Source organism: Acinetobacter sp. V116_7, assembly GCF_056735735.1.
In genome coordinates, this window is record NZ_JBWZIF010000011.1 from 233,126 (window position 1) to 257,418 (window position 24,293).

Below are 24,293 nucleotides of genomic sequence, written 5' to 3' on the forward strand. Positions count from 1 at the left end.
TACTCTTATTTTAAAAGTAAGTAGATATCTGTAATAAGATCACACTCTTTCACATCATGCACAAAGTTATGATAGTGAAAGAAAACTGGATATTCCCCTACTTCTTCGGCTTGCTCAGGTAACCAGTTTCTAAAGATGTAATAAACACTATCTTTAATCTGGTCGTGGCTACCCAAATGTCTTACAGTCGCATAACGACCGGCAGGAATTTCCCCTGTTTGTACGCCGTAACTATTTTCGGGTACAGCCTTTTCAATTGAACCAGCAATATCAAATCGAAAATCATCACACGGAGTCTGGTCAGGGTCAGCAAACGGAATACCGTAAGTTCTAGACTTGGTCACAGGCGACAAACCTGTTTCTTTGCGCCAAGCAATAAAACGCGCAGCGGTTTCAAAGACTTTATCTGGACTGCCTAAATGAGAGAGATAGGCAATCTTTTCAGCAGGACGCTCAACAATATTTACATTCATTTTTAGCTCACTTTTTGGAAGTGTAAAAACAAACTTCTGGTGCCAAGATTCCCAGTCCGGTTTATCTCTAAAAGCCCGAGGAGTTTGATCAAATGAACGCTTAAATGCACGAGTAAATGCCTCTGGACTGTCAAACCCTGCTTGTAATGCAATCTCAATAATCTTGAGATCAGGTTCAAAAGCCAATTGAAAAGAGGCCCGCTTTAAACGAGAAAGTTGAATAAACTTCATCACATTTAAACCAATATGAATGGCAAAAATACGATGAAAATGAAACTTAGATAAGGCCGCAATCTGGCTCAATCGGTCAACATCTAAATCTTCATCTAAATGTCTTTGAATATAATCGCAAACCAGTTGCAGCTTTTGGATATATACAGCCATACATTTATGTCTGTTCATTCGATAGCACTACTTTTACATAGTGCTGATCTCTATTCTTGATCGAAATTGCGCTTTTTAGTGTTATACAACTTGCTTGAAATAATCTTCTCTTGGCATATCAACAAGCTCAACGCACAATTGAATTTCTTTATTAAACTCTTGTTGTAAATAATTTTTATTGCTGAGCGCCGTTAATAGCTGATCACCCATTAGCTGTTTTTGTTCGTCAGTTCTTCCAGACAAAATATAAACTTTTACATGAATATAAGCTTGATCAGCCCCTAAACCGATGAGGAAAACCTCGTCTTTACGCGCACGGCTTTTAATGTCTTCTGGACTAAATAGCTCTGTCTCAATCAGTGTGGTATTAATTTCTTCAAGTAATTGTTTTGCGTTTAATCCAGTTAAGTTTTCTGAATAATCAACTACAACGTGCGGCATAGCCACCTCAATTTATGTAATAAGTAATTAAGCTAATTAAACTTTACTCAATAAATAATAAAGCTAATCGAACCTGATCATATCCCATTCGAGGACTGGTTGCTTCAACAATTGGTCTTAGTTTGATCGAACCATCATCAGAAAAATGATCTGGATTTTGACGTTTTTTCAGCTTCTTATAAATTTTACGAATTTCTTCGACCACTTCTTCACCAGGATGGGCAACTGAAATATCCAGTTTTTGTTCTTTATGAAGCCGAGCCAAATGATTAATGATGGTTGCTGGTGTCAGACCACGCTCATGCGCGATGTCTTCAATTTCGTAGCCTTCTTCAAACAACGCACGTGTCTCGTCTAGCGTTGCTGCAGCATAATTTTGCTTTCCACCTTTTGCGAGTTTTTTCTCATTACGAGAAATCTCAGTTTCATTTAAGGTGCCGCCACAATGACGAATAAAGGCTTTGTGTTGAGCGCTTAAATCTACATCTGCAAAGTTGTCTTCAGCTTCTTTAGAAAGCTCTTGGAAACGGCGATCCGCTTTGACAGCTAAACTGTCTAGCTCTAAAGCTTGCTCGTTAATCCCTAACAACTTAAGACCAGTTAAAGATTTTAAACGCGACAATGCTACATAACCCTGACCTTTTTCGAAGGTATTCGTGAGGTTAATTTCAGCAGCTTCTAAAGTCATGCCTTGGCTTTTATGAATGGTAATCGCCCATGCCAAACGAAGTGGAATTTGTTGAAAACTTGCAATCACTTTGCCTGCTTCATTTTCAACTGACCATGTTTCAGGGGCAACTAACAATGTCGTGCCATCAGTTAGTTTTACCTTTGGCAGTAACCCATTTTCATCATCTTCTTCAAAGCCAATCACTTCGCCTAAACTCCCGTTGATATATCCCATATCAAAGTTGTTTTTGACAAACATGACTTTTGCATGTTTCTTCAAGGTGAGTTCTTCTGGAGCACGAACCGAAGATTTTAAAGTTTCTAATAACTTTTCATTACCATCTAAAACGGCATTGAATTGATGCCCTTCATTATCAATTTCATTTAAGTGCTGATAATTGATATTGTCGACATCCATATTGTGCGTATAAAGACGAGTAAAGGTCTCACCAATATCATGCGAGCGTGATTGACGTAATGCGTGTAAATGATCTGATTGAATATTCTGCGCACGAATGGCATTTAAAATCTGATTTAGAATTTCATCATCTTGACGGTGTTGTTCTGTTAAATAACATACGCGGAATTTGGCTTCGACCCATGCATCAGACATAAAACAGAACTTGTCACGGTTGGCTTCACTATTACGCCCAACGGGTGGTAACTGGAAGAAATCTCCAGCAACAATGACTTGAATACCGCCAAAAGCTTCATCACTTTCTTTAAAATATTTTAAAACCTGATTGACCAAGTTAAGCTGCTTAGCATGGAGCATCGAGATTTCATCGATGACGAGAACTTGCGCATTTTCAAGGTGTTCCTTGAGATATTTACGCTCTTTCATACGTTTTAGGTCATCGTCAGTCAACTGATCTTTAATACCGATGCCCGCCCATGTATGAATGGTCATGCCGTTCATATGTGTTGCAGCAATACCTGTAGATGCCGTAATTGCCACAGGCACTTTACGTGCTTTTAGGTATTGGATGTACTGATTAAGTGTATAGGTTTTCCCTGCACCAGCCGAACCGGTTAAAAAGACATTTTCACCTGCTTTAAGCAGTTTAAGCGCAGTTTCCTGTTTCATAATCTCATAAGTACATCTTCAACAGCCCATAGCTTAACGACTTTCCAAAAAAAATTAAATGAATGCGCCAGAATTTCTGTAAAATTATTATAAATCAACAATTAACAATAAAATAATATTTGGTAGGTTTTTGGTAGGTAGGAAAATAATCTTCACATCACAATACTAGGCCCATGGTGAGGCTCACCTGTAATAACAAACAATGGATTTATGGAAGAAGGAATCACTCCATGGCTTTTAAAAATATTGCAGATCAAACAAACGGTTTTTATATTCCATGCGTATCACTCTTTGGACCAGGATGTGCCAAAGAAATTGGTACAAAGGCACAAAACCTCGGCGCAAAAAAAGCATTAATTGTGACCGATGAAGGCTTATTTAGATTTGGTGTCGCAGATCTTATCGCAAACTATTTAACTGAAGCAGGCGTTGCGAGCCATATTTTTCCGGGTGCAGAACCTAACCCAACCGATATTAATGTTCATAACGGTGTAAATGCCTATAACGAAAATGGCTGTGACTTTATTGTCTCTCTAGGTGGCGGTTCATCTCATGACTGTGCAAAAGGGATTGGTTTAGTCACTGCTGGTGGTGGTCATATTCGTGACTACGAAGGTATTGATAAAAGCAAAGTGCCAATGACACCACTGATTGCAGTGAACACAACAGCCGGTACTGCATCTGAAATGACCCGTTTCTGTATTATTACCAATACAGACACTCACGTAAAAATGGCGATTGTTGACTGGCGTTGTACCCCTCTTATTGCCATTGATGACCCGAAACTCATGATTGCAAAACCAGCTGGTTTAACAGCGGCAACAGGTATGGACGCGTTAACCCATGCAGTTGAAGCATATGTGTCTACAGCGGCAAATCCAATTACCGATGCGTGTGCAGAAAAAGCGATTACGATGATCAGCCAGTGGTTACAACCTGCTGTCGCAAATGGTGAAAATATCGAAGCGCGTGATGCAATGAGCTATGCACAGTACTTGGCTGGTATGGCATTTAACAACGCATCTTTAGGTTATGTTCATGCCATGGCTCACCAGTTGGGCGGTTTTTACAACCTACCTCACGGTGTATGTAATGCAATCTTGTTACCACACGTGTGTGAATTTAACTTAATTGCTTGCCCAGATCGTTACGCAAAAATCGCGGAGTTAATGGGTGTAAGAACTCATGGATTAACAGTGATGGAAGCTGCATATGCTGCTATTGATGCCATTCGTAAACTGTCTTCGTCTATTGGTATTCCATCTGGTTTAACAGAGCTAGGTGTGAAAACTGAAGACCTTGCGGTGATGGCAGATAATGCTCAAAAAGATGCGTGTATGTTGACCAACCCTCGTAAAGCAAACCATGCACAAGTTGTGGAGATTTTTAAAGCAGCACTTTAATACTGATGTAATGGCATATCCCTCTAGTAAGTCAAATCCCTCCGACCGTTGACTTACTTTTTTCGGGAATACTTAGCTCCAGCGGTATTCCCTTTTTTTAGAAACTATATTCCAACCCTCTCTAAACCTGATTGACAATTCGCCCATTTCATTGAAGGATACTCAGCATGTCTTAATTACAATAGCTCGATAAAAATGAATACATCTTCAGCTAATCAAAATTATGTTCCAGATATTTTAGGTGCTGGCTACGAACAGCTCACACTCAACTTTCCTAATGATTACGAAGGAAAAGTTGTAGCTACCTTAATACGTAAAAAGGCCGCTCAATCGACTCAAAAAGCCGTGCTTTATATTCATGGTTTTTTAGATTATTTCTTTCAAACCCAAATGGCTGAGCAATTCAATGCTCATGGTTATGACTTCTATGCCTTGGATTTAAGGAAATACGGCCGTTCAAAGCTGCCTCATCAAATTTTCTATAATGTTCTTGATTTAAATGAATACGATGCCGAAATTACACAAGCATTAGAGATTATTGGCAAAGAACAGCACACACAAGTCTTGCTTGCAGGGCATTCGACTGGCGGTTTGACAGCAACGCTTTATGCTGCCCATAACCCAAACCACCCTCTGATTAAAGGACTTTGGGCAAACAGCCCGTTTTACGATTTTAATTTAAGCTTGGTCGAGAAAAAATTTGGTATTCCAGTACTCAGTCGAGTAGGAAAATATCTGCCAAAAGTTAAATTCCCAAGTCAATTAAACAAATGGTACACCGCGAGCCTTCACAAACAGCTCAAGGGCGAATGGGACTTTAATCTGGACTGGAAACCTACCTCTGCCCCTACGGTTCAACTCAGCTTTCTACATGCGATTCATACGGCACAAAAAGAAATACATCGCGGGGTTAAACTCAATGTTCCCGCACTGATTATGCATTCTCACCAGACTAAAAACCCTAAAAAATGGGGAACAGATGCGACTCAAAGCGATGTAATTTTAGATGTTAAAGACATTGAAAAATTTGGTAAAAAAATCAAAGGCGATGTCTCTGTTGTCTCTATTCACAATGGGTTACATGATTTAGTCCTTTCGGCCCAGCCAGTACGAGAACAAGTCTATCAACAATTGTTTCAGTGGCTGGATCAAAAAATCACTTAACTCAGCTTAGGTGAGTCAAGGTATTTCATCAGCAATTGATGCGCGGGATGTTCGCTCGGTACTAACTCCATAAGACGTTCTACCGCATCAATTGCTTCAGGGAAATGAGCTAAATGCTTAAGCAATAAATCAGTTTCTTGCGTTTTAAAAATTGCATCGCTCAAGCGTGATTCAAGGCAGTCACGCCATGCACATAAAAACGGACTTTCCGTTTTTGCCAGAAATACACCTGTGTAAAGCTGCAAAGCCGAGGCTGCATATCCTGCATCGAGTGCTTGTTCCGCTTGTAAAAAATCAGCTTCAACATGCACCAGCAAACGATATGGGCGTGAACCAAGTAAACCGCCCAAAATATCTCGTAGTTGAGACATTTCAGCTTTAAGCGTACCCATACTGACTTTACGTTCACCATAGAGCGCCTGATAAAGATGCTCTAAAGTTAAACCATGTGGACATAACGCCAATATGGTTAAAATTTCAATTTGACGCGGTGTTAATAATAAACTTTTGCCATTAAATTTAACTTGTGGCGTCGAAAATGCACGAATATGTAATTGCTGGCGCTGCTGCTCTAGCAAAGCAGACTGAATAATGGATGCACAACGTTCAGCAGCCAATATTCCTAAACTATTATGGTTCTTCCAAGTCGTTGACAAATCAACGACACCAAGGGTTTGTTTTGAGTATGGATCGATAATCGGTGCGGCATAGCACACCCACTCATGGATCGATTCCATGTAATGTTCATTTGAAAAAACACAGCTTGATTGTTGAGTTTTTAAAGATAAAGCTAAGGCATTTGTGCCCACAAATTCTTCACGCCACTGACCACCCTGCACAAAATGTACACGTTCAGCAGCACTTTGCATTTGAGGACTTGGTGCCGTCCAGATAATGGTACTACCGATATCACCGACAGCAATCACCATTGAAGATTGCTCTGCAATATGACGTAAATCGTCAGCACACTGACTTAAAGCCATATCTAAAGCATTTTGTGAAGCAGATTTTTTTTCGACTAAAGGAGCCGCAAAACGCTCTTTAGGAATCGCAGCAGAAGCTGACCGTTCCCATGAGCTTGCAATACTTTGGCCGAGTTTGGCAGCATTCTGAGGAGAGAGACTATTTTGCGTGCGCAGTTGATCAATCAACGTCCGTTGCTGCAATAAATCCTTTTTTGTGAACATTTGTAAATTCCTTATATATCCACATTTCTATTCCAACCTTTCTCCAACCTTCTTCTTTATATCCTAATTATACAAAGTACGAAAGTACCTACTGACAGGGTTCTTGTTAGTCTTTAGTCCTAAAAAGCAAAGGAATATTTATATGCGCTATATCGATCCAAATCAACCAGGCTCAAAAGTTCAATTTAAATCACAATACGAAAATTTTATTGGCGGTGAATGGGTTGCACCTGTAAAGGGTGCGTATTTTGACAATGTATCTCCTGTTGACGGAAAAGCTTTTACACGTATTCCACGCTCTAGTGCCGAAGATATTGAACTCGCTCTAGATGCAGCGCACAAAGCGAAAGCAACATGGAATAAAGCATCACCAACAGTACGCTCGAATATCCTTTTAAAAATTGCTGATCGTTTAGAAGCAAATCTTGAAATGCTTGCTGTTGCAGAAACTTGGGATAACGGTAAAGCAGTGCGTGAAACTTTAGCAGCCGACCTTCCACTTGCGATTGACCATTTCCGTTATTTCGCTGGATGTATTCGTGCTCAAGAAGGTGGCATCTCTGAAATTGATGAAGATACCATTGCGTATCATTTCCACGAACCACTCGGTGTAGTGGGCCAAATTATTCCATGGAACTTCCCGATTTTGATGGCAGCATGGAAACTTGCACCTGCTTTAGCAGCTGGTAACTGTGTTGTGATTAAGCCAGCTGAGCAAACTCCAGTCGGTATTTTGTTAGTGGCTGAACTGATCCAAGATATTTTACCACCGGGTGTCCTTAATATTGTCAATGGTTTCGGTTCAGAAGTCGGCCGTCCTTTAGCGACAAACCCACGTATTGCAAAAATCGCGTTCACAGGTTCAACTCAAACTGGACAAATGGTGATGCAATATGCGACTGAAAATATTATTCCAGTCACCTTAGAACTTGGTGGTAAGTCACCAAACCTTTTCTTTGAAGATATCATGGATAAAGAAGATGACTTCTTAGAAAAAACGCTTGAAGGTTTCGCCATGTTTGCCTTAAACCAAGGTGAAGTATGTACTTGCCCTTCTCGTGCTTTAGTACAAGAAAGCATTGCTGATCAGTTCTTGGAAATGGCCGTCGAGCGTGTAAAACGTATTAAAACTGGTCATCCACTTGATACTGAAACGATGATTGGTGCTCAAGCATCTCTACAACAACAAGAGAAAATCTTACGTTGTATTAACACTGGTCGGGAAGAAGGTGCAGAACTCTTACTAGGCGGTAGTGGTCGTAAAGAAGTAGGCGATGGTTACTATGTCGATCCGACTATTTTTAAAGGTCACAACGGCATGCAAGTTTTCCAAGAAGAAATTTTTGGACCTGTACTTGCTGTGACAACGTTCAAAGACTTTGACGATGCAATTAAAATTGCCAATGACACCATGTATGGTTTAGGTGCAGGTGTATGGTCACGTTCAGCTCACATTTCTTATCGTGCTGGTCGTGCTATTGAAGCTGGCCGTGTTTGGACAAACTGCTATAACATCTACCCGGCACATGCTGCATTTGGTGGTTACAAGAAGTCTGGTATTGGCCGCGAAAACCATAAGATGATGCTAGATCATTATCAACAAACTAAAAACTTGTTGGTGAGTTATTCAACTAAGCCAATGGGCTTCTTCTAAGTTTCGCACCAAGTTGATACCAAACTATCAACACTAGAAAGAAGTAAGATGACTAATTATATAAGAAGCCAGTAATTTAGATTGCTGGCTTCTTTATTTACGATTGTTAAGCTTGAATTTTTATCATTTAGAATAAAAAAAACTCCATCTACTCTCTGAAGTGCTTCATTTAGGCATTGCTTTTGCATTGATTCATACAAACCCACTCGCAGGAGTATTGTATGAATCAACCAGAAACAGCTTCCGTCATTTCTTCAAGTACAGAAGTCTCATCAGCAGAATATTTTGCTCAGCGTCAACTCAAACAAGGTACGGTTGGTTGGTTACTCCTGATTGGTTTAGGCGTAGCTTATGTGATATCGGGTGATTTTGCTGGCTGGAACTTTGGCATAGCCCAAGGCGGCTGGGGTGGTATATTTATTGCCACTGCCCTTGCCGCAATCATGTATCTGTGCCTATGTCTTTCTATGTCAGAAATGTCCACCATGATGCCGACAGCAGGTGGCGGTTATAGTTTTGCGCGTGCTGCCTTTGGTCCTTTTGGGGGCTATTTAACAGGAACAGCCATTTTAATTGAATACGCAATTGCCCCTGCGGCGATTGCAGTATTTATTGGCGGTTATTGCGAATCTCTATTTGGCATTAATGGCTGGATGATTTATCTCGCCTGCTACGCCATTTTTATGGGCATACATCTGAAAGGTGCTGGTGAAGCCTTAAAAATTATGTTCGCAATTACACTTGTCGCAGCTGTTGCTCTGGTTGTGTTTATTGTGGCAATGATTCCACACTTTAATGCACAAAATTTGTTAGATATTCCTGTTGGAGCAGCAGCTGGCGCAAGTCGTTTTCTACCTCATGGCTATTTAGGCATTTGGGCCGCTGTTCCTTTTGCAATCTGGTTTTTCCTTGCAGTTGAAGGTGTGCCATTAGCCGCCGAAGAAGCAAAAGATCCAGCGAAATCTCTCCCACGCGGTTTAATCGGTGCAATGCTCATCTTAACGGCATTTGCTATGCTCATTTTATTCTTGGGTGCGGGCGCAGCAGGTGCAAGTACTTTACAAAACTCTGGCGCTCCCCTCGTCGATGCTCTGGTTAAAGTTTATGGAACCAACACTTGGCTTGCGACTTTTGTTAACTTTGTTGGTTTAGCAGGTTTAATCGCGAGTTTCTTTTCAATTATCTATGCTTATTCCCGTCAAATTTTTGCACTCTCTCGTGCTGGCTACTTACCTACTTCACTCTCGTTAACTAATAAAAACAAAGCCCCTTATCTCGCAATTATTATTCCGGGCATTATTGGGTTCTTGCTTTCACTTACCAAAGAAGGTGATTCACTGATTTTAATCGCGGTTTTTGGTGCCACCATTTCTTATGTGTTGATTCTTTTATCCCATATCAAACTACGCCTATCTAAACCCGACATGCCTCGTCCTTATAAAACTCCTGGAGGAATCGTTACTTCAAGTATTGCCTTAGTTCTAGCAGTCGCTGCTGTGGTCGCAGGCTTTGTTGTTAATCCAAAAGTTTGGTTTATTGCTGCCGCTATTTATGTCGTATTTATTGCTTACTTTTTATTCTATAGTCGTTATCATTTAGTTAAAGGTACACCAGAAGAAGAGTTTGCAAATATTAAAGCCGCAGAACAAGAACTATAAAAAAGGATGGAACTATGAGTTATCGCAATATTGTCGCCAATCAACAGTATCACTTTGCTGACTTGAAGACCTTGATGGCAAAAGCAACGCCGTTACGTTCTGGCGATGAATTAGCAGGTGTAGCGGCCAGAGACGCAACCGAACATGTTGCGGCACAAATGACTTTGGCCGATGTACCACTTAAAACCTTTTTGAACGAAGTTGTGGTCGATTATGAAACTGATGAAATTACACGACTAATTATTGATGAACATGATCTAGCAGCCTTTGCCCCTATTTCACACTTTACAGTAGGTGATTTTCGAAATTGGTTACTTGGAGAAGAAGCCACTGCCCAAAGCTTAAAAGCATTAGCGTTAGGTTTAACTCCAGAAATGGTGGCTGCTGTCAGCAAAATTATGCGCAATCAAGATTTAATTTATGTTGCAAGTAAATGTGAAGTAGTTACCCAGTTTCGTAACACCATTGGTTTAAAAGGTCATCTTTCTACCCGTTTACAACCTAATCACCCTACCGATGATGTACTCGGTATTTCTGCCAGTATTTTAGATGGTTTGATGTATGGTAATGGTGATGCCGTGATTGGTATCAATCCAGCGACGGATAACCTACATAATTTGTCAGAGCTACTAAAACTACTTGATCATGTCATTCAGGAATATCAAATTCCAACACAATCTTGTGTACTTACCCATATCAGCTCAGGCATTCAACTGGCAGAAAAAAATGTGCCAATTGATTTAATGTTTCAATCAATCGCTGGCACCCAACTGGCAAATGAAGGATTTGGAATTTCACTCGATTTACTACAAGAAGGATATGAAGCCACGCTCGCACTTAAACGCGGAACCATTGGACAAAATGTTATGTACTTTGAAACGGGTCAAGGCAGTGCCTTATCCAGCAATGCACATCACGGCGTTGATCAGCAAACATTGGAAACTCGTGCCTATGCGGTAGCCCGTAAATACAATCCGCTTTTAGTGAACACAGTCGTTGGCTTTATTGGTCCCGAATATCTTTTTAACGGCAAACAAATTATACGTGCGGGACTAGAAGACCACTTTTGCGGTAAGTTGCTTGGTGTCCCAATGGGCTGCGACATTTGTTACACCAACCATGCCGATGCTGACCAAAATGATATGGATGTTCTCCTTACTCTGTTTGGTGCTGCGGGCATTAACTTTATTATGGGAATTCCGGGTTCAGACGATGTCATGCTCAACTATCAAACCACTTCATTCCATGATGCCCTCTATTTAAGACAACTCCTCGGTTTAAAACCCGCTCCTGAGTTTTCAGCTTGGCTTGAACAGCAAGGTATTTTTAAACAGCAAAACTCTCAAATCTGTTGGGCAGACCACATGCCTGACCAATTCTCTCGTCTGCTCATGAACTAGGGAGAACGCTATGAAACTGAACCGTGATATTCAATATCCATCTTTTACTCATCAAGACCAGTGGGAAAAACTTAAACAGTTTACTGATGCTCGTATTGCTCTGGGCCGTGCAGGTTGTAGCATCCCAACACAAGCCTTACTTGAATTTCAGTTGTCGCATGCACAAGCAAAAGATGCGGTTTATCAAGACATGGATGTTACCTATTTATCTGAGCAATTAGCGCAAAGACAGCTGCAAAGTCTTCATGTTCAAAGCAACGCCTCTAATAAGGAAGTCTATCTTAAACGTCCTGATTTAGGACGTCAGCTTTCAGATCAATCAAAAGATGTCTTAATTAAGAAGTATGCAGAAGACATTCAACAATACGATGTTTGTATTGTGATCGGTGATGGGCTCTCTGCAAGAGCAATTGAAGCGAATGCTATCCCATTCATTACCGCGCTAAGTGAGCAAGTTCAGCAAGAAAACTGGACTCTTGCGCCTATTGCACTGGCGACAGGCAGTCGGGTTGCTTTAGGTGATGAGGTTGCTGAGATCTTTAAGGCACCCATGCTAGTGATGCTCATCGGTGAGCGCCCTGGTCTAAGCTCTCCTGACAGTATGGGAATTTACTACACGTGGAATGCATATTCAGGCTGTCTTGATGCTAAACGTAATTGTATTTCTAATGTCCGGTCTGCAGGCTTAAGTATTCCTGTTGCGGTACAACGTTTAATGACATTAATGAAAAAATCAAAACAGCTCGGCTTTTCAGGAGTTAATTTAAAAGATGAGCATCAACTTTCAGATATAGGTCTTGAGGGAACTCAAAAGCTATTATTTTAAACAGTAAAATATGTTTAGGGATTTATTCATAAATAGATAATCCTTTGCATAACAACATCATTTTAACGAAAAATATCAATTTTCAGGTATTGACGATTTATACAGATATTTTCTTCTTTATATTTATCGCTATACTCCACCTATTGATCTTCTATGAATCATTTGTATGAGCACAACAAACGCCTTCCCAAAAACTATTTATGCCATTCAGCATCTTGCTTTCGAAGACTTAGGTTCATTAGAAGATGTCTTTTATCAACTCGGATTTCGCGTCCGTTATTTTGAGGCAGGTGTTGATGATTTAACCCCTGCTTTTTCACATGAAGGTTTAACTATTATTTTAGGCGGTCCAATCGGAGTTTATGAAACTGATGATTATCCATTCTTAAAAGATGAAATCGCTTTACTCAAACAACGTTTAGCAGCTGACAAGCCTACACTTGGTATTTGCCTAGGTGCACAGCTTATTGCTCATGCACTTGGCGCAAAAGTATATGCAGGACATCAAAAAGAAATTGGATGGGGTCCACTCAGCTTAAGCTTACGTGCCAATCAGGTTTTATCTGGTTTGCTTAACAATGTTCATGTTCTACATTGGCATGGCGACACTTTCGATCTTCCTGAAAATGCTGTGCTTTTAGCAAGTTCCGATGTTTATACCAATCAGGCATTTGAAGTCGGTAATAATATTCTTGCCTTGCAGTTCCACATTGAAACGACTGAAGAACATTTTGAAAAATGGCTCATTGGTCATACATGTGAACTTCGCCATGCAAATATTTCAATTCCAAAACTTCGCAAAGAAAATCAGCAATATGCTCAAAACCTCGAACATGCTGCTTTTGATGTTATTCAAAAATTCCTTAAACGAATTGGATATAGTGGTTAATCTTTAATTCAATATATTAGTTAAAGTATATCCATAAAACTAAATGCTTATTTTTCACCCAAAGATCGATTATTAATCTGTCTTTGGGAACCTTTATAATTAATTTCCGTGTATTATTAATTTATTAACTTTGTAACATAAAATAAACGCTGATTTACTATGGAAATCCTGAAATTTCTTAAAAGCTTTAATACAGTGAACACTTATTTAACGCTAGCATCTATTCTTCTTATCATCATTGTTCTTTATTTCTACGTGGTTAATCCAGCTTAGCTTATTTGCAAAAGCACTATAAAGCATAATATATGTAAGAAAATAGATATAAAAAAGCCCAACTAAGTTGGGCTTTTTTATATCTGCTATTTGCTCAAAAACATTTTATGCGTCTTACTTTTTCTCAGGCTTAAAGCTATCTTTTAAATCGAGAATACGGTTAAACACTGGTTTTTCAGGTGAGTGATCGTGTTGATCAGCAACAAAATAACCTTCGCGTTCAAACTGGAAACGATCTTCTGGACTCGCTTGTGCCAAAGCAGGTTCAATTACAGCTTCTAACACTTGTAATGAATCCGGATTTAAGTTCGCCAAGAAGTCATCACCTGTTTCAGGATCTGCTTCTGTAAATAAACGATCATAAATACGTACTTCAGCAGGAATACCTTTTGTTGCAGATACCCAGTGAATTACGCCTTTCACTTTACGGCCTTCAGGGTTTTTACCTAAGGTTTCTGGGTCAATTGAACATTTAAGCTCAATGACTTCACCATTAGCATCCTTAATAACTTCATCACATTTAATGACATAAGCATGGCGTAAACGCACTTCACCATCAGGAACTAAACGCTTGAAGCCTTTTGGTGGTACTTCTTCAAAGTCTTTACGGTCAATATAGATTTCCTTAGTTAAAGGAATCACACGGTCACCCATATCCACGTTAGGATGGCGAGCATGTTTAAGATCCATATCTTCTGGTAAATTAGTTAAAGTCACTTTAAGTGGACTTAAAACAGCCATTCCACGCGCAGCTGTATTTTCCAAAGATTGACGAATACAGAACTCAAGCATTGCAACATCTACAATACCGTCAGTTTTTGATACACCTACACGCTTACAAAACTCACGTAAGCCTTCAGGTGTGAAACCGCGACGACGCATACCCACTACAGTCGGCATACGCGGGTCATCCCAACCATTCACATGACCACCTTCCACCAATTTACGTAATTTACGTTTTGATGTAATGGTGTAGTCCACGTTTAAACGTGAAGATTCATATTGATGTGGAACCGCTGGAGATTTTACCTTTTCTACAATCCAGTCATAAAACGGACGGTGATCTTGGAACTCTAATGTACAAAGTGAATGAGTAATCCCCTCGATCGCATCAGACAATGGATGAGCATAGTCATACATTGGATAGATTTTCCATTTATCACCTGTTTGGTGATGTTCTGAATGCAATACACGGTATAAAATTGGATCACGCATGTGTACGTTTGGACTTGCCATATCAATTTTGGCACGTAAAACCGCTTCACCCTCTTTAAATTCGCCACTTCGCATTTTTTCAAAACGCGCAAGGTTCTCTTCAACAGATGCATCACGGTATGGTGAATTTTTACCAGGTTCAACAAAACTACCGCGGTTTAACTTAATTTCTTCTGGAGATTGTAAATCAACATAAGCATCGCCTTGCTCAATGAGTTGAACAGCCCATGCATATAATTGATCAAAATAACCCGATGCATAGCGTGGTTCACCATTCCAGTTAAAACCAAGCCATTTCACATCATTAGCAATACCGTCAACATACTCTTGTTCTTCAGCATCAGGGTTTGTATCGTCAAAACGTAAATTACATAACCCATCAAATTCTTCAGCCACACCAAAGTTTAGGCAAATTGCTTTTACATGACCAATATGTAAATAGCCATTTGGTTCTGGTGGAAAACGCGTTACGATCTGCTTTGCACGCCCAGCAGCCAAGTCTTCAGTAATGACTTGGCGAACGAAATCTAAGCCAGCCTGTTGTTCTTGCTGCGCAGAATCGACAGAGGCATGAGTATTCGGTGTCGGGTTATTTGGCAGGCTCGAGACAACATCATTAGGCTTCATAGTGTATCAATCACTTCTTTGTAGATAAAATTTCGAAAAATTTAAACGCTATCTTCATTTTTCACAAAGATTTTAACGTTTTTTACTTGCCTTGTAGTTTACAGTTTGCTTATGCTTCTCTCAACCAAAAACCCATGGTCATAAGCCCATGTTTAGGAGATTAATGTAATGAGTTTTCCTCAAGTCGAATTAAACACCAATAAAGGTCGTATTGTTCTTGAACTGAATGCTGAAAAAGCACCTAAAACAGTAGCAAACTTTTTAGAATATGTACGTGACGGTTTTTATGACGGCGTTATTTTCCACCGCGTCATTGATGGTTTCATGATCCAAGGTGGCGGTATGGATGAAAACTTCAAAGAAAAAGCGACACGCGATTCAATTGAAAACGAAGCTGATAACGGTTTAAGCAATGACGAAGGTACGATTGCAATGGCGCGTACTCAAGCTCCTCACTCAGCATCTGCTCAATTCTTCATCAATGTAAAAAATAACTCTTTCTTGAACCATACTTCTAAAACTGCTCAAGGTTGGGGTTATGCTGTATTTGGTAAAGTTGTTGAAGGTTTAGATGTTGTTGAAGCGATCAAAGGTGTTCGTACTGGCAACCGCGGTTATCACGCTGACGTTCCTTTAGAAAATGTAGTAATCGAATCTGCTAAAATTATTTCTGAATAATTTTAGGATAAAGCTGTGACTTATCTGTTTATCTCAGATTTACATTTGTCACCTGAACACCCTCGACTCGTTCGAGGGTTTTTAGACTTATTGGTGCATTACCAGCATAAAAATACTCAACTCTACATCTTAGGCGACTGGTTTAATGCCTGGATTGGAGATGACTATTCAGCACCATGGCTTGATGAAATTGTTGAGGCCTTAAAAAACTTTAATCAAAAAGGGAATCGGGTTTACTTTCAAGTCGGTAATCGTGATTTTGCGCTTAATCAGGTTTTCCTCAATAAATTTAATGGCGTCTTACTCCCTGACATTTATTCCCTCAATATCGCAGGACATCAATATCGTCTAGAACACGGCGATGCATTATGTACAGATGATATTTCTTATCAAAGATTTAAAAGGATTATTCGAAATCCGCTCTTAGTTGCTCTTTTACGCCGAACTCCTCTCAGTTTTCGCACTAAACTAGTGAATGGCTTTCGCAAAAGAAGTTCCGCTGATAAACAGCAAAAAAGCTATGAAATTATGGATGTAAATGAACAAGCTGTTAATTCTGCTTTAGAAAATGTAGATATACTAATTCATGGACATACTCACCGCCCTTCAATTCATCAGGTACAAGCTAAACAACGAATTGTTCTTGGCGATTGGCGTGAAGATCAGGCTTATATTTTGGAAATTGATCCATCCTCAAATACTCAACAGCTCGAATTGATTGTCTGGAATTATTAACTAGAAATTAGTCACTTTTTATTTCAACTTTCAATTCTTTAATTTTTTTATTTAAATCAGAATCGTAAATCACACACATGCTGGCAATAAATATAAATTTCCAGTTTATATGTGCATGATCGTGATAATCAATGTATAAAATAAGAAGACTCAATACAAATATAAGAATGATAAAGGCTTTAACAATTCTAATTTCTCGCAGCTTACTCTTTGCATCTGTTGGCAGTAAATCAATCATTTTCAATAAATTACTAAAATTTTATATAAACATTATATTTCTTTATCGAATTACATACGAAATGTTTTTGAATAAAATAGCGTATGATGGCAAAGATTAAATTCTCTCAATTGCCATAAGATTGATATGGAGCACACCTATGGACCTATTGAATTCTGTTAAAAGTCGCTATACAACAAAAGCATATGATTCTGAAAAGAAAATTCCTCAAGAAAAATTTAATAAATTATTAGAAATTTTACGTTTTACCCCTTCTTCAGTAAATATTCAGCCTTGGCATTTCGTAGTTGCAGATAATGAGGCAGCTAAAGAACGAATTGCAAAAGCCTTAACAGGTAAATATGCCTACAACGCTCCAAAAGTACTCGAGTCATCACACACACTTATCTTTTGCACAAGAACAGATATTTCAGCTGAATACTTAAATCAATTACTTGAACAAGATGATTTAAGCGGTCGTTTTAAAGATGAAAAAGCAAAGCTCGGCCAAAAAGATACTCGCCATGGCTATGTTGAATTCTATCGAAATGAGCAGAAAAATTTATTTGGGTGGATGGAAAATCAAACATTCATCGCTTTAGGGCAACTACTTTTTGCTGCGGGTTTAGAAGGAATTGATGCAACACCAATGGGCGGCTTTGATGAAGATATTTTAAATACTGAGCTTGGGTTAACTGAAAAAGGCCTGCGTAGTTCAGTCATTGTTTCTCTAGGTTATCGCAGTGAAAACGATTTCAATGCAAAACTTCCTAAATCGCGCCTACCAGATGAAGTTATTTTTACCTATTTATAAAATGAAAATAGTTCAAGAGATTCAACTCTCTTGAACTATAAACTCATTGCCCTAGCTAAACAAATTACACCACTGATCCCCAATAAAATACCCAAAGTGGTAGGCCATTTTAATTTTTCTTTATATAAAATAACGCCACTTGCAATTCCTAATAACACAACGAGAATATTCATACTTGCAAAAACAATTGCAGGTGAATCCTTTAAAAGGATATGAGCTTTCACATATAAAGCAATATTTGAAAAATTAATCACACCTAATACTAAACCAGCTATAGCACTTTTAAGCTGCCATTTTTGGGTTTTCTGCACCAATAAATATGAAATTGATAATATAAAAGATGTAATAAAAATAAGATTCAACGTGAGTGTAAATTGAAGACCTAAACTACTCGTATATTTTAAGAGAATGTCTACCGCGGCATATCCACACCAAACACTTAATAGAGCAACAATTGCTTTTCGAGATTGATGATTCGAAGAAGTATTCATTTGTCCAAATAAGACGAGTAAGACTGCAAAAACTCCTAGACCTATTCCCCACAGCTTTAATGCATTAAATTGCTCATTAAAAATGAAATAAGCGGCGAGTAAAGAAAGTACCACGGAAAGTCGTTGTGCAACCTCAGTTTTAACAATTCCTGCATATTCTAATGATTTAGCTAAACATAGAAAAATACTGGGCAAAATCATTCCTAGTGCAACAATTAACCACCAAGGCGTCTTTTCTATTGAAATATGTTGAATATCCGGCTGAAACCACCAAAAGCAAAGAAGACTTGCACTCGCATAATTCCATGCAATCATTTGTAGCGGCTGGTAACCTTTTTTCTTTAAGTTTTTTAATAGGATGGACACCAAAACACTGCTTAAAGCAGCAGCTAATATTAATAGCATCGATTAAAACTCTATTTATTTAGATATATCAGCCATAATGATCACATTACGACTGCTGTTGAATTAAATATTTTAAATTAATTTATAAATAAACATAAAAAAAGCCAGTCATTATCTGACTGGCTTCTTTTTAGATTCCAATTAACGATTATTTTCGTCTTCTTGACCATCTTCAAATTTAGTATCGTTGTCAAAACCACCTTGATGACCACCGAAACCGCCTTGACCACCAAAACCGCCTTGACCACCGAAGCCACCTTGACCACCGAAGCCTCCGCCTTGACCACCGAAGCCGCCTTGACCGCCGAAGCCGCCTTGACTACCACCAAAGCCACCGCCTTGACCGCCACCAAAGCCACCGCCTTGACCGCCACCGAAACCACCAGTAGGTTGACCACCGAAGCCGCCTTGTGTGCCACCTTGTGCTGGGAAGCCTGTACCTTGCGCGCCTGCTGGGCGTGGGTTACGTGCTGGAACAACAGTTGAAATAGCGTGTTTGTAAACCATTTGACTTACTGTATTTTTTAATAAAACAACATATTGGTCAAAAGATTCAATATGACCCTGTAATTTAATACCGTTCACAAGGAAAATAGAAACAGGGATACGTTCTTTACGGAGAGAATTTAAGAACGGATCTTGTAAAGTTTGACCTTTAGACATTTTTAACTCCAAAAAAAATTTTTAAATCAGCGCAAAAAAACTATCTTTATTTTTCAACTAAAAATTATAAAAAGACAGTGTGCAAATTTTGCTTTATCCATAAGAGTTTCGCAAGTCTTCTTTCGCCTGCTTTATCGTCAAGTAAGTTTTAAAATCGTGTATTTCTTGCAAAGAACGTAACCACGTATATTGACGTTTGGCAAGTTGTCGTGTTGCAAATAAAGCTTTATCCTCCATTTCACGTTTACTTTTGAGACTTAAGTCACTTTTTAATAGAAATTCTAGTGCTTGTCGATAACCCACTGAACGCATTGAGGGTAAATTTTCATCTAAATCGTATTTTTCAATTAGAGCTTCAACTTCACTCAAAAAACCGATATCCCACATTTTGCTTAATCTTTGCTCAATGCGTTTATGTAATTCTACCCGATCTGGAAGTAAAGCATAATTATGAAATATGTATCGATATGGTACGTTTTTTGGTTGTTCTGCCTGCAATTTAGTAATTGGTTCGCCCGTAATCTTATAAACTTCTAATGCTCGAATAATCCTTTGCTTATCAGTCACATTAAATTTTATAGCAGCAGCAGGATCTACAGAAACCAATTCATCATAAACGGCCTTCCACCCTTCATTTAAAGCTTTTTCTTCAATTGCTGCACGGACATTTGCATCCGCACTCGGTAAATTACCAGACAACCCTTCTAATAATGCTTTAAAGTACAACATCGTGCCTCCTACCAAAATAGGAGTTTTACCACGTGAATGCATATCATCAATTAACTTACATGCATCTTCAACAAACTGAGCAGCTGAATAAACTTCAAGAGGCGTAATAATATCAATCAGATGATGAGGATAGAGCGCTTGCTCTTCACGCGTTGGTTTAGCCGTGCCGATATCCATATCTTTATAGACGAGTGCAGAATCAACAGAAATTAGCTCAAAATTTCCACGCTCGTATAATTCACATGCCAAAGCGGTTTTTCCGCTCGCAGTTGGTCCCATTAAATTGATGACGGGCAATTGATTTGACATGTAAAACTACTCTCCTCGAGCAAATAATTTATCTAATTGAGATAATGGAAACGCACGCCAAGTTGGCCGTCCATGGTTACATTGGCTCGCAAATTCAGTTTGTTCCATTTGACGAAGTAAAGCATTCATTTCTGAAAGGCTGAGTTGTCGATGTGCACGTACTGCCCCATGACATGCCATTCCAGCTAATAACTCGTCTCTTTTTTGAAGTAACCCTTGGGCTTCATCATTTGGATCTAAATCATTTAAAAGTTCTGGAATAAGATTTTCAAAATCTGCTTTTTGTAATATGGCAGGCACACCACGAACAATAACTTGCTCATCGCCATATAAATCAATTTCCAAACCTAAGCGCTCAAGTTGAGGTTTTAACTCCTCTACCCTAACAGCCTGCATACGGCTAATAGAAATGACTTTAGGTATAAGTAACTGCTGAGATGTCCAAAATTCAGGTTTATCCCAAGCATTTTTCATTTGTTGTAATAAAATACGCTCATGTGCCGCATGCATATCAACAATAATAAGCCCTTCGGTATTCTGCGCTAGAATATAAATTCCATGAAGTTGAGCAATTGCGATACCTAAAGGAAATTCATCAACTTTAGTTAATGGTTCAATATTTTCATTTAATGAAAAAGTAGCAGGTTGGTCACGTAGAGGTGCCAAGTATGTCTTTAACGCATTATTTAATTGAGCAGAACCATTATATTTTGGTGTTTGATCTGCATAGTGAACAGCTTGCGGACGACTAGCATTAAAATCGGTTAATAACTCTGTTGGTGCGTGCTGAGTCTGTGGCTCACTATCTGCATTTAAAGTTTCATTTGCTCGGTGCAATAAAAATTGTTCTTGATATTTCGGCTGCGGCTGTACTGAATAATCTGATTGTTCATCTACTTTCATCGCTTGAGCTAAATCAGCACTCGCTGTCTGAAATTGCGATAGAGTTTCTTTTGCATAATGCCTTACAAACTCATGCACTTCTCTTTGATTTAAAAAGCGAATTTCATGTTTTGTAGGATGAACATTGACATCAATATTTTCAGGATCGACTTCTAAGAAGAGTAGATAAGATGAATGTTGATGACCATGTAAAATACCGTCATATGCCATGCGTAACGCATGCGAAATTGTTTTATCTTTTACAATACGTCCATTTACATAGACATATTGCATATCAGCCTGCGCACGTGCATCAGAAGGATGGCCGAGCCAACCCGATAAACGCATGCTAATACTTTCAGCATCCATCCAATATGCATTTTGTACAAATTGCGAACCTAATAATTGTTGAACTCGCTGAAAACGGAGCTCGCCGCTATCCGCTATAGGTAAATTAATTCTAATATTATCATTATGCTCAAGCACAAAACGTATATCGAAATGTGTTAGGGCCAGACGGCGAACAATCTCTTCGATATGGCCAAATTCAGTGGTTGGTTTTTTTAAGAATTTACGCCGTGCAGGAACATTAAAAAATAAGTCCTGAACACGTATATGGGTTCCCTTTTGAGCAGCAACAGCTTGTACTTCTTGATGATCAAATGCTGTGCCGTTTACTTCAACCTGATGGCCGATCCCACTTTCATCTTGGCTACTGGTCAATGTCAATCTTGAAACAGCAGCAATCGAAGCAAGTGCCTCCCCACGAAATCCTAAACTTACAATAGCGTGTAAATCTTCTGCCGTTTTAATTTTACTTGTGGCATGACGCATGACCGCTAATGCTAAATCTTCAGAATGAATACCATGCCCATTATCAATAATTTCTATTAGGGTCGAACCACCGTGAGCAATTCGCACAATGAGTTCAGTTGCACCGGCATCGATAGAGTTTTCTAATAATTCTTTAACAACAGATGAGGGACGCTCAATTACCTCACCAGCAGCAATCTGGTTGGCTAACGCTGCGTCTAATGTATGGATACGACGTTGTGTTAGCTTTTCATCAGTCATGAAGCTGTTCCTGCAAAGTCTGATACAAATGTTCTGTAGGTAAAGTTAGAGTTACTAAACGGCTCAACTCATCATCTGACTTTTGAATATCAATAATGATATCGGCCTCTGGAATTTCATCGCCACCTTTTGATGGCCATTCAAATAAAAATAATGCGTCTGTGATATCTAAATAATCACGGATTCCCATTAATTCAAGTTCATACGGATCATTCAGACGATATAAGTCAAAATGAAAAATTTCTTTATCATTAATTTTATAGGGTTCAACGAGTGTATAAGTTGGACTTTTAACAGAGCCCTTGTGGCCCAAAGCCTGTAAGAAATAGCGCGTAAGTGTGGTTTTACCCGCACCTAGATCCCCAATTAAATAAATTACACCCGACTGAACATGCTGCGCCAAAGCTTGAGCTAAACGCTCAGTATCTTCTTCATGATTTAAGACCAATTTCAATGAATACGACATAGCACACATAACATGATTCGAAATAATCGATATGATAACATTGCCCTGCCTTAAAAGCCTACTTAAGCCCTAGAAGTTGGCTTTTTTTATATCAATTTCCTTACATATTTACATTTTTTTATGTCTAGTCCGAACGATTTTTTGCCACCTATGATTGATGGTGTGAGCGCAAGCCAAGTCTATCTTCCTGCACACACGAATACTCAAACTATTTATGAGTATCTATGCCAACATTTCCAACATATTAAAGTGCAAGAGTGGCAACAACGATTTCAGGATGGTCTTATTTATGGGGCAAATGGACAAAAACTAACATTAGACAGTCCATACCAAAGTAATACCCATATTTTTTATTATCGATTTCTGGCTTATGAACCACATGTTCCATTTGAACATCGGATTTTATTTGAGAATGATGATTTACTGGTAGTCGATAAACCCCATTTTTTAACGATTAGCCCGACTGGACAATATGTTCAAGAAACGCTTTTAGTCCGACTAAAAAAACAAACAGGCAATGAATTTTTAACCCCTATTCATCGTCTAGATCGTGAAACTGCTGGTGTTGTTCTATTTTGCAAACGGGTTGAGTCGCGTGGTATATACCAACAATTATTTGCAGAGCGCCAAGTCAATAAAATTTATCACGCTATTGCACCTTATAAAAAAGATTTAAATTTTCCTCAGACACTACATTTACATTTAGATAAAGGTCATCCTTTTTACACCATGCGGGTTATAGAAAATGCAAAAACAAATACCGAGACCTATATTGAACTCATCGAGCATAACCAGATTTGGGCCAAATATCGCTTAACACCGACAACGGGCAAACAGCACCAACTTCGCGTGCATCTTAATTACTTAGAAATTCCGATTAAAAATGACCCATTTTATCCAGTAGTTCAACACAAGGCAGAAGATGATTTCTCGGAACCATTACAGCTACTAGCTAAGCACATTTCATTTATAGACCCCCTCACAAAAGAGGGAATGTCTTTTAATTCTGAGTTTGAATTGACATTGTAATGTAGCCGTAATGACAAAAAGATTATTTTTTATGCCAAAAAGCATTGAAATTACATTGCGATGGTTTAAAATAAATTCCTAAAAATTAAAAATCATTTGGTTTTGTTATTCATGCGAAAAACAGAAGTTTATCAGGTTCGACTTGACTCCCAAGAAAAAAAGCAGGCTTTTGCTGTTTTTAAACAACTGGGAATTACCCCTGCCCAAGCAGTACGACTTTTTTTTAAACAGGTCGTATTAACTAAATCTATTCCTTTTGCTATCGAAAATCAGAATATTAATATGGAACAATTATTAAAGCTGAGAAAAGCAAAAGCATCTTCATTGAACCAAAATCCATCAACTTTAACTGAAGATGATGACCATGAAGATTTATTTGAAGAACTTAATGCACTTCTTGGTGAAAGCGACAAAACTTAACACTGTTGCATTTATAAACAAGTTTTAACGT

At 38.8% G+C, this 24,293-nt stretch carries 24 protein-coding genes; 13 read left to right on the top strand and 11 right to left on the bottom strand.

Features of this window, described 5'->3' with window-relative positions; translation table 11 throughout:
• Positions 1-5: 5 nt before the first annotated feature.
• From AC1PJP_RS01840 to AC1PJP_RS01850, 3 genes are all read right to left on the bottom strand, one after another.
• A complete protein-coding gene (locus AC1PJP_RS01840; protein ID WP_479766482.1) occupies positions 6-857 on the bottom strand; it encodes an AraC family transcriptional regulator in 852 nt (283 codons plus the stop codon).
• Between the two features lie 81 nt (positions 858-938).
• Positions 939-1,298, bottom strand: a complete 360-nt coding sequence (locus tag AC1PJP_RS01845) for a 5-carboxymethyl-2-hydroxymuconate Delta-isomerase (RefSeq protein ID WP_005306564.1) — start codon at positions 1,296-1,298, stop codon at positions 939-941.
• A 43-nt stretch (positions 1,299-1,341) separates the two neighbouring features.
• Positions 1,342-3,054, bottom strand: a complete 1,713-nt coding sequence (locus tag AC1PJP_RS01850; protein ID WP_479766429.1) for an AAA family ATPase — start codon at positions 3,052-3,054, stop codon at positions 1,342-1,344.
• Between the two features lie 230 nt (positions 3,055-3,284).
• Between AC1PJP_RS01850 and mdh the strand changes: the two genes are divergently transcribed.
• Together mdh and AC1PJP_RS01860 are read left to right on the top strand one after the other, a co-directional pair.
• Entirely contained in the window at positions 3,285-4,457 is a 1,173-nt protein-coding gene (mdh, locus tag AC1PJP_RS01855) for an iron-dependent methanol dehydrogenase (protein WP_479766430.1), read from the top strand.
• 195 nt (positions 4,458-4,652) lie between these two features.
• On the top strand, positions 4,653-5,621 hold the full coding sequence (locus AC1PJP_RS01860; protein WP_199942685.1) for an alpha/beta hydrolase: 969 nt from the start codon (positions 4,653-4,655) through the stop codon (positions 5,619-5,621).
• On the opposite strand, the gene AC1PJP_RS01865 is transcribed toward AC1PJP_RS01860, so the two are convergent.
• Positions 5,618-6,808: a helix-turn-helix domain-containing protein gene (locus AC1PJP_RS01865; RefSeq protein WP_111854217.1), complete on the bottom strand. Its 1,191-nt coding sequence runs from the start codon at positions 6,806-6,808 to the stop codon at positions 5,618-5,620. The genes AC1PJP_RS01860 and AC1PJP_RS01865 overlap by 4 nt on opposite strands.
• A gap of 142 nt (positions 6,809-6,950) precedes the next feature.
• Between AC1PJP_RS01865 and exaC the strand changes: the two genes are divergently transcribed.
• The 6 genes from exaC to AC1PJP_RS01895 all read left to right on the top strand — a co-directional run bounded on the left by exaC (position 6,951) and on the right by AC1PJP_RS01895 (position 13,508).
• Positions 6,951-8,462, top strand: coding sequence for an acetaldehyde dehydrogenase ExaC (gene exaC / locus AC1PJP_RS01870; RefSeq protein WP_004791594.1), 1,512 nt, complete (start codon positions 6,951-6,953; stop codon positions 8,460-8,462).
• 221 nt (positions 8,463-8,683) lie between these two features.
• On the top strand, positions 8,684-10,120 hold the full coding sequence (gene eat / locus AC1PJP_RS01875; protein ID WP_479766431.1) for an ethanolamine permease: 1,437 nt from the start codon (positions 8,684-8,686) through the stop codon (positions 10,118-10,120).
• Positions 10,121-10,134: 14 nt separating this feature from the next.
• The gene (locus AC1PJP_RS01880) at positions 10,135-11,520 is read left to right on the top strand and encodes an ethanolamine ammonia-lyase subunit EutB (protein ID WP_479766432.1); all 1,386 of its coding nucleotides are present in this window, start codon (positions 10,135-10,137) and stop codon (positions 11,518-11,520) included.
• 10 nt (positions 11,521-11,530) lie between these two features.
• Complete coding sequence (gene eutC, locus AC1PJP_RS01885; protein WP_479766433.1) at positions 11,531-12,346, top strand: ethanolamine ammonia-lyase subunit EutC; 816 nt, start codon at positions 11,531-11,533, stop codon at positions 12,344-12,346.
• A gap of 166 nt (positions 12,347-12,512) precedes the next feature.
• Positions 12,513-13,235, top strand: a complete 723-nt coding sequence (locus AC1PJP_RS01890) for a glutamine amidotransferase (protein ID WP_151822627.1) — start codon at positions 12,513-12,515, stop codon at positions 13,233-13,235.
• A 159-nt stretch (positions 13,236-13,394) separates the two neighbouring features.
• Positions 13,395-13,508: a hypothetical protein gene (locus tag AC1PJP_RS01895; RefSeq protein WP_081399129.1), complete on the top strand. Its 114-nt coding sequence runs from the start codon at positions 13,395-13,397 to the stop codon at positions 13,506-13,508.
• A gap of 114 nt (positions 13,509-13,622) precedes the next feature.
• Here AC1PJP_RS01895 and AC1PJP_RS01900 read toward each other — a convergent pair whose 3' ends face one another.
• Positions 13,623-15,350 (bottom strand): glutamine--tRNA ligase/YqeY domain fusion protein, encoded by a 1,728-nt coding sequence (locus AC1PJP_RS01900; RefSeq protein WP_479766434.1) that lies wholly within the window; start codon positions 15,348-15,350, stop codon positions 13,623-13,625.
• 168 nt (positions 15,351-15,518) lie between these two features.
• On the opposite strand from AC1PJP_RS01900, the gene AC1PJP_RS01905 reads away from it, so the two are divergent.
• Together AC1PJP_RS01905 and AC1PJP_RS01910 are read left to right on the top strand one after the other, a co-directional pair.
• The gene (locus AC1PJP_RS01905; RefSeq protein WP_004791583.1) at positions 15,519-16,028 is read left to right on the top strand and encodes a peptidylprolyl isomerase; all 510 of its coding nucleotides are present in this window, start codon (positions 15,519-15,521) and stop codon (positions 16,026-16,028) included.
• Between the two features lie 15 nt (positions 16,029-16,043).
• A complete protein-coding gene (locus AC1PJP_RS01910) occupies positions 16,044-16,763 on the top strand; it encodes a UDP-2,3-diacylglucosamine diphosphatase (protein ID WP_416696358.1) in 720 nt (239 codons plus the stop codon).
• Positions 16,764-16,770: 7 nt separating this feature from the next.
• Here AC1PJP_RS01910 and AC1PJP_RS01915 read toward each other — a convergent pair whose 3' ends face one another.
• Positions 16,771-17,001 carry a hypothetical protein gene (locus tag AC1PJP_RS01915; RefSeq protein ID WP_202724243.1) on the bottom strand — a complete coding sequence of 77 codons (231 nt, stop codon included), beginning with the start codon at positions 16,999-17,001 and terminating at the stop codon, positions 16,771-16,773.
• A gap of 139 nt (positions 17,002-17,140) precedes the next feature.
• On the opposite strand from AC1PJP_RS01915, the gene nfsB reads away from it, so the two are divergent.
• Positions 17,141-17,794 carry an oxygen-insensitive NAD(P)H nitroreductase gene (gene nfsB, locus AC1PJP_RS01920; RefSeq protein WP_238611603.1) on the top strand — a complete coding sequence of 218 codons (654 nt, stop codon included), beginning with the start codon at positions 17,141-17,143 and terminating at the stop codon, positions 17,792-17,794.
• A 35-nt stretch (positions 17,795-17,829) separates the two neighbouring features.
• Here nfsB and AC1PJP_RS01925 read toward each other — a convergent pair whose 3' ends face one another.
• The 5 genes from AC1PJP_RS01925 to tsaE form a co-directional block, all read right to left on the bottom strand.
• Positions 17,830-18,690, bottom strand: coding sequence for a DMT family transporter (locus tag AC1PJP_RS01925; protein ID WP_199944428.1), 861 nt, complete (start codon positions 18,688-18,690; stop codon positions 17,830-17,832).
• 141 nt (positions 18,691-18,831) lie between these two features.
• A complete protein-coding gene (gene hfq, locus AC1PJP_RS01930; protein ID WP_004791573.1) occupies positions 18,832-19,353 on the bottom strand; it encodes an RNA chaperone Hfq in 522 nt (173 codons plus the stop codon).
• A 93-nt stretch (positions 19,354-19,446) separates the two neighbouring features.
• Entirely contained in the window at positions 19,447-20,391 is a 945-nt protein-coding gene (gene miaA, locus AC1PJP_RS01935; protein WP_250375464.1) for a tRNA (adenosine(37)-N6)-dimethylallyltransferase MiaA, read from the bottom strand.
• A gap of 6 nt (positions 20,392-20,397) precedes the next feature.
• Entirely contained in the window at positions 20,398-22,347 is a 1,950-nt protein-coding gene (mutL, locus tag AC1PJP_RS01940; protein WP_479766435.1) for a DNA mismatch repair endonuclease MutL, read from the bottom strand.
• Positions 22,340-22,813, bottom strand: a complete 474-nt coding sequence (gene tsaE / locus AC1PJP_RS01945; protein ID WP_049836984.1) for a tRNA (adenosine(37)-N6)-threonylcarbamoyltransferase complex ATPase subunit type 1 TsaE — start codon at positions 22,811-22,813, stop codon at positions 22,340-22,342. Before tsaE ends, mutL begins: the two co-directional genes overlap by 8 nt.
• A gap of 120 nt (positions 22,814-22,933) precedes the next feature.
• On the opposite strand from tsaE, the gene AC1PJP_RS01950 reads away from it, so the two are divergent.
• Entirely contained in the window at positions 22,934-23,842 is a 909-nt protein-coding gene (locus AC1PJP_RS01950; protein WP_216070601.1) for a pseudouridine synthase, read from the top strand.
• Positions 23,843-23,953: 111 nt separating this feature from the next.
• A complete protein-coding gene (locus tag AC1PJP_RS01955) occupies positions 23,954-24,262 on the top strand; it encodes a type II toxin-antitoxin system RelB/DinJ family antitoxin (protein WP_004791563.1) in 309 nt (102 codons plus the stop codon).
• Positions 24,263-24,293 lie beyond the last annotated feature (31 nt).

Coding starts and splice junctions, on each gene's coding strand:
- eutC (WP_479766433.1), top strand. CDS start 11,531: ATGAAACTGAACCGTGATATTCAATATCCATCTTTTACTCATCAAGAC.
- AC1PJP_RS01925 (WP_199944428.1), bottom strand. CDS start 18,690: ATGCTATTAATATTAGCTGCTGCTTTAAGCAGTGTTTTGGTGTCCATC.
- AC1PJP_RS01840 (WP_479766482.1), bottom strand. CDS start 857: ATGGCTGTATATATCCAAAAGCTGCAACTGGTTTGCGATTATATTCAA.
- eat (WP_479766431.1), top strand. CDS start 8,684: ATGAATCAACCAGAAACAGCTTCCGTCATTTCTTCAAGTACAGAAGTC.
- nfsB (WP_238611603.1), top strand. CDS start 17,141: ATGGACCTATTGAATTCTGTTAAAAGTCGCTATACAACAAAAGCATAT.
- AC1PJP_RS01860 (WP_199942685.1), top strand. CDS start 4,653: ATGAATACATCTTCAGCTAATCAAAATTATGTTCCAGATATTTTAGGT.
- mutL (WP_479766435.1), bottom strand. CDS start 22,347: ATGACTGATGAAAAGCTAACACAACGTCGTATCCATACATTAGACGCA.
- miaA (WP_250375464.1), bottom strand. CDS start 20,391: ATGTCAAATCAATTGCCCGTCATCAATTTAATGGGACCAACTGCGAGC.
- tsaE (WP_049836984.1), bottom strand. CDS start 22,813: ATGTCGTATTCATTGAAATTGGTCTTAAATCATGAAGAAGATACTGAG.
- exaC (WP_004791594.1), top strand. CDS start 6,951: ATGCGCTATATCGATCCAAATCAACCAGGCTCAAAAGTTCAATTTAAA.
- AC1PJP_RS01895 (WP_081399129.1), top strand. CDS start 13,395: ATGGAAATCCTGAAATTTCTTAAAAGCTTTAATACAGTGAACACTTAT.
- mdh (WP_479766430.1), top strand. CDS start 3,285: ATGGCTTTTAAAAATATTGCAGATCAAACAAACGGTTTTTATATTCCA.
- AC1PJP_RS01850 (WP_479766429.1), bottom strand. CDS start 3,054: ATGAAACAGGAAACTGCGCTTAAACTGCTTAAAGCAGGTGAAAATGTC.
- AC1PJP_RS01905 (WP_004791583.1), top strand. CDS start 15,519: ATGAGTTTTCCTCAAGTCGAATTAAACACCAATAAAGGTCGTATTGTT.
- AC1PJP_RS01880 (WP_479766432.1), top strand. CDS start 10,135: ATGAGTTATCGCAATATTGTCGCCAATCAACAGTATCACTTTGCTGAC.
- AC1PJP_RS01890 (WP_151822627.1), top strand. CDS start 12,513: ATGAGCACAACAAACGCCTTCCCAAAAACTATTTATGCCATTCAGCAT.
- AC1PJP_RS01955 (WP_004791563.1), top strand. CDS start 23,954: ATGCGAAAAACAGAAGTTTATCAGGTTCGACTTGACTCCCAAGAAAAA.
- AC1PJP_RS01915 (WP_202724243.1), bottom strand. CDS start 17,001: ATGATTGATTTACTGCCAACAGATGCAAAGAGTAAGCTGCGAGAAATT.
- AC1PJP_RS01865 (WP_111854217.1), bottom strand. CDS start 6,808: ATGTTCACAAAAAAGGATTTATTGCAGCAACGGACGTTGATTGATCAA.
- AC1PJP_RS01845 (WP_005306564.1), bottom strand. CDS start 1,298: ATGCCGCACGTTGTAGTTGATTATTCAGAAAACTTAACTGGATTAAAC.
- AC1PJP_RS01900 (WP_479766434.1), bottom strand. CDS start 15,350: ATGAAGCCTAATGATGTTGTCTCGAGCCTGCCAAATAACCCGACACCG.
- AC1PJP_RS01950 (WP_216070601.1), top strand. CDS start 22,934: ATGTCTAGTCCGAACGATTTTTTGCCACCTATGATTGATGGTGTGAGC.
- hfq (WP_004791573.1), bottom strand. CDS start 19,353: ATGTCTAAAGGTCAAACTTTACAAGATCCGTTCTTAAATTCTCTCCGT.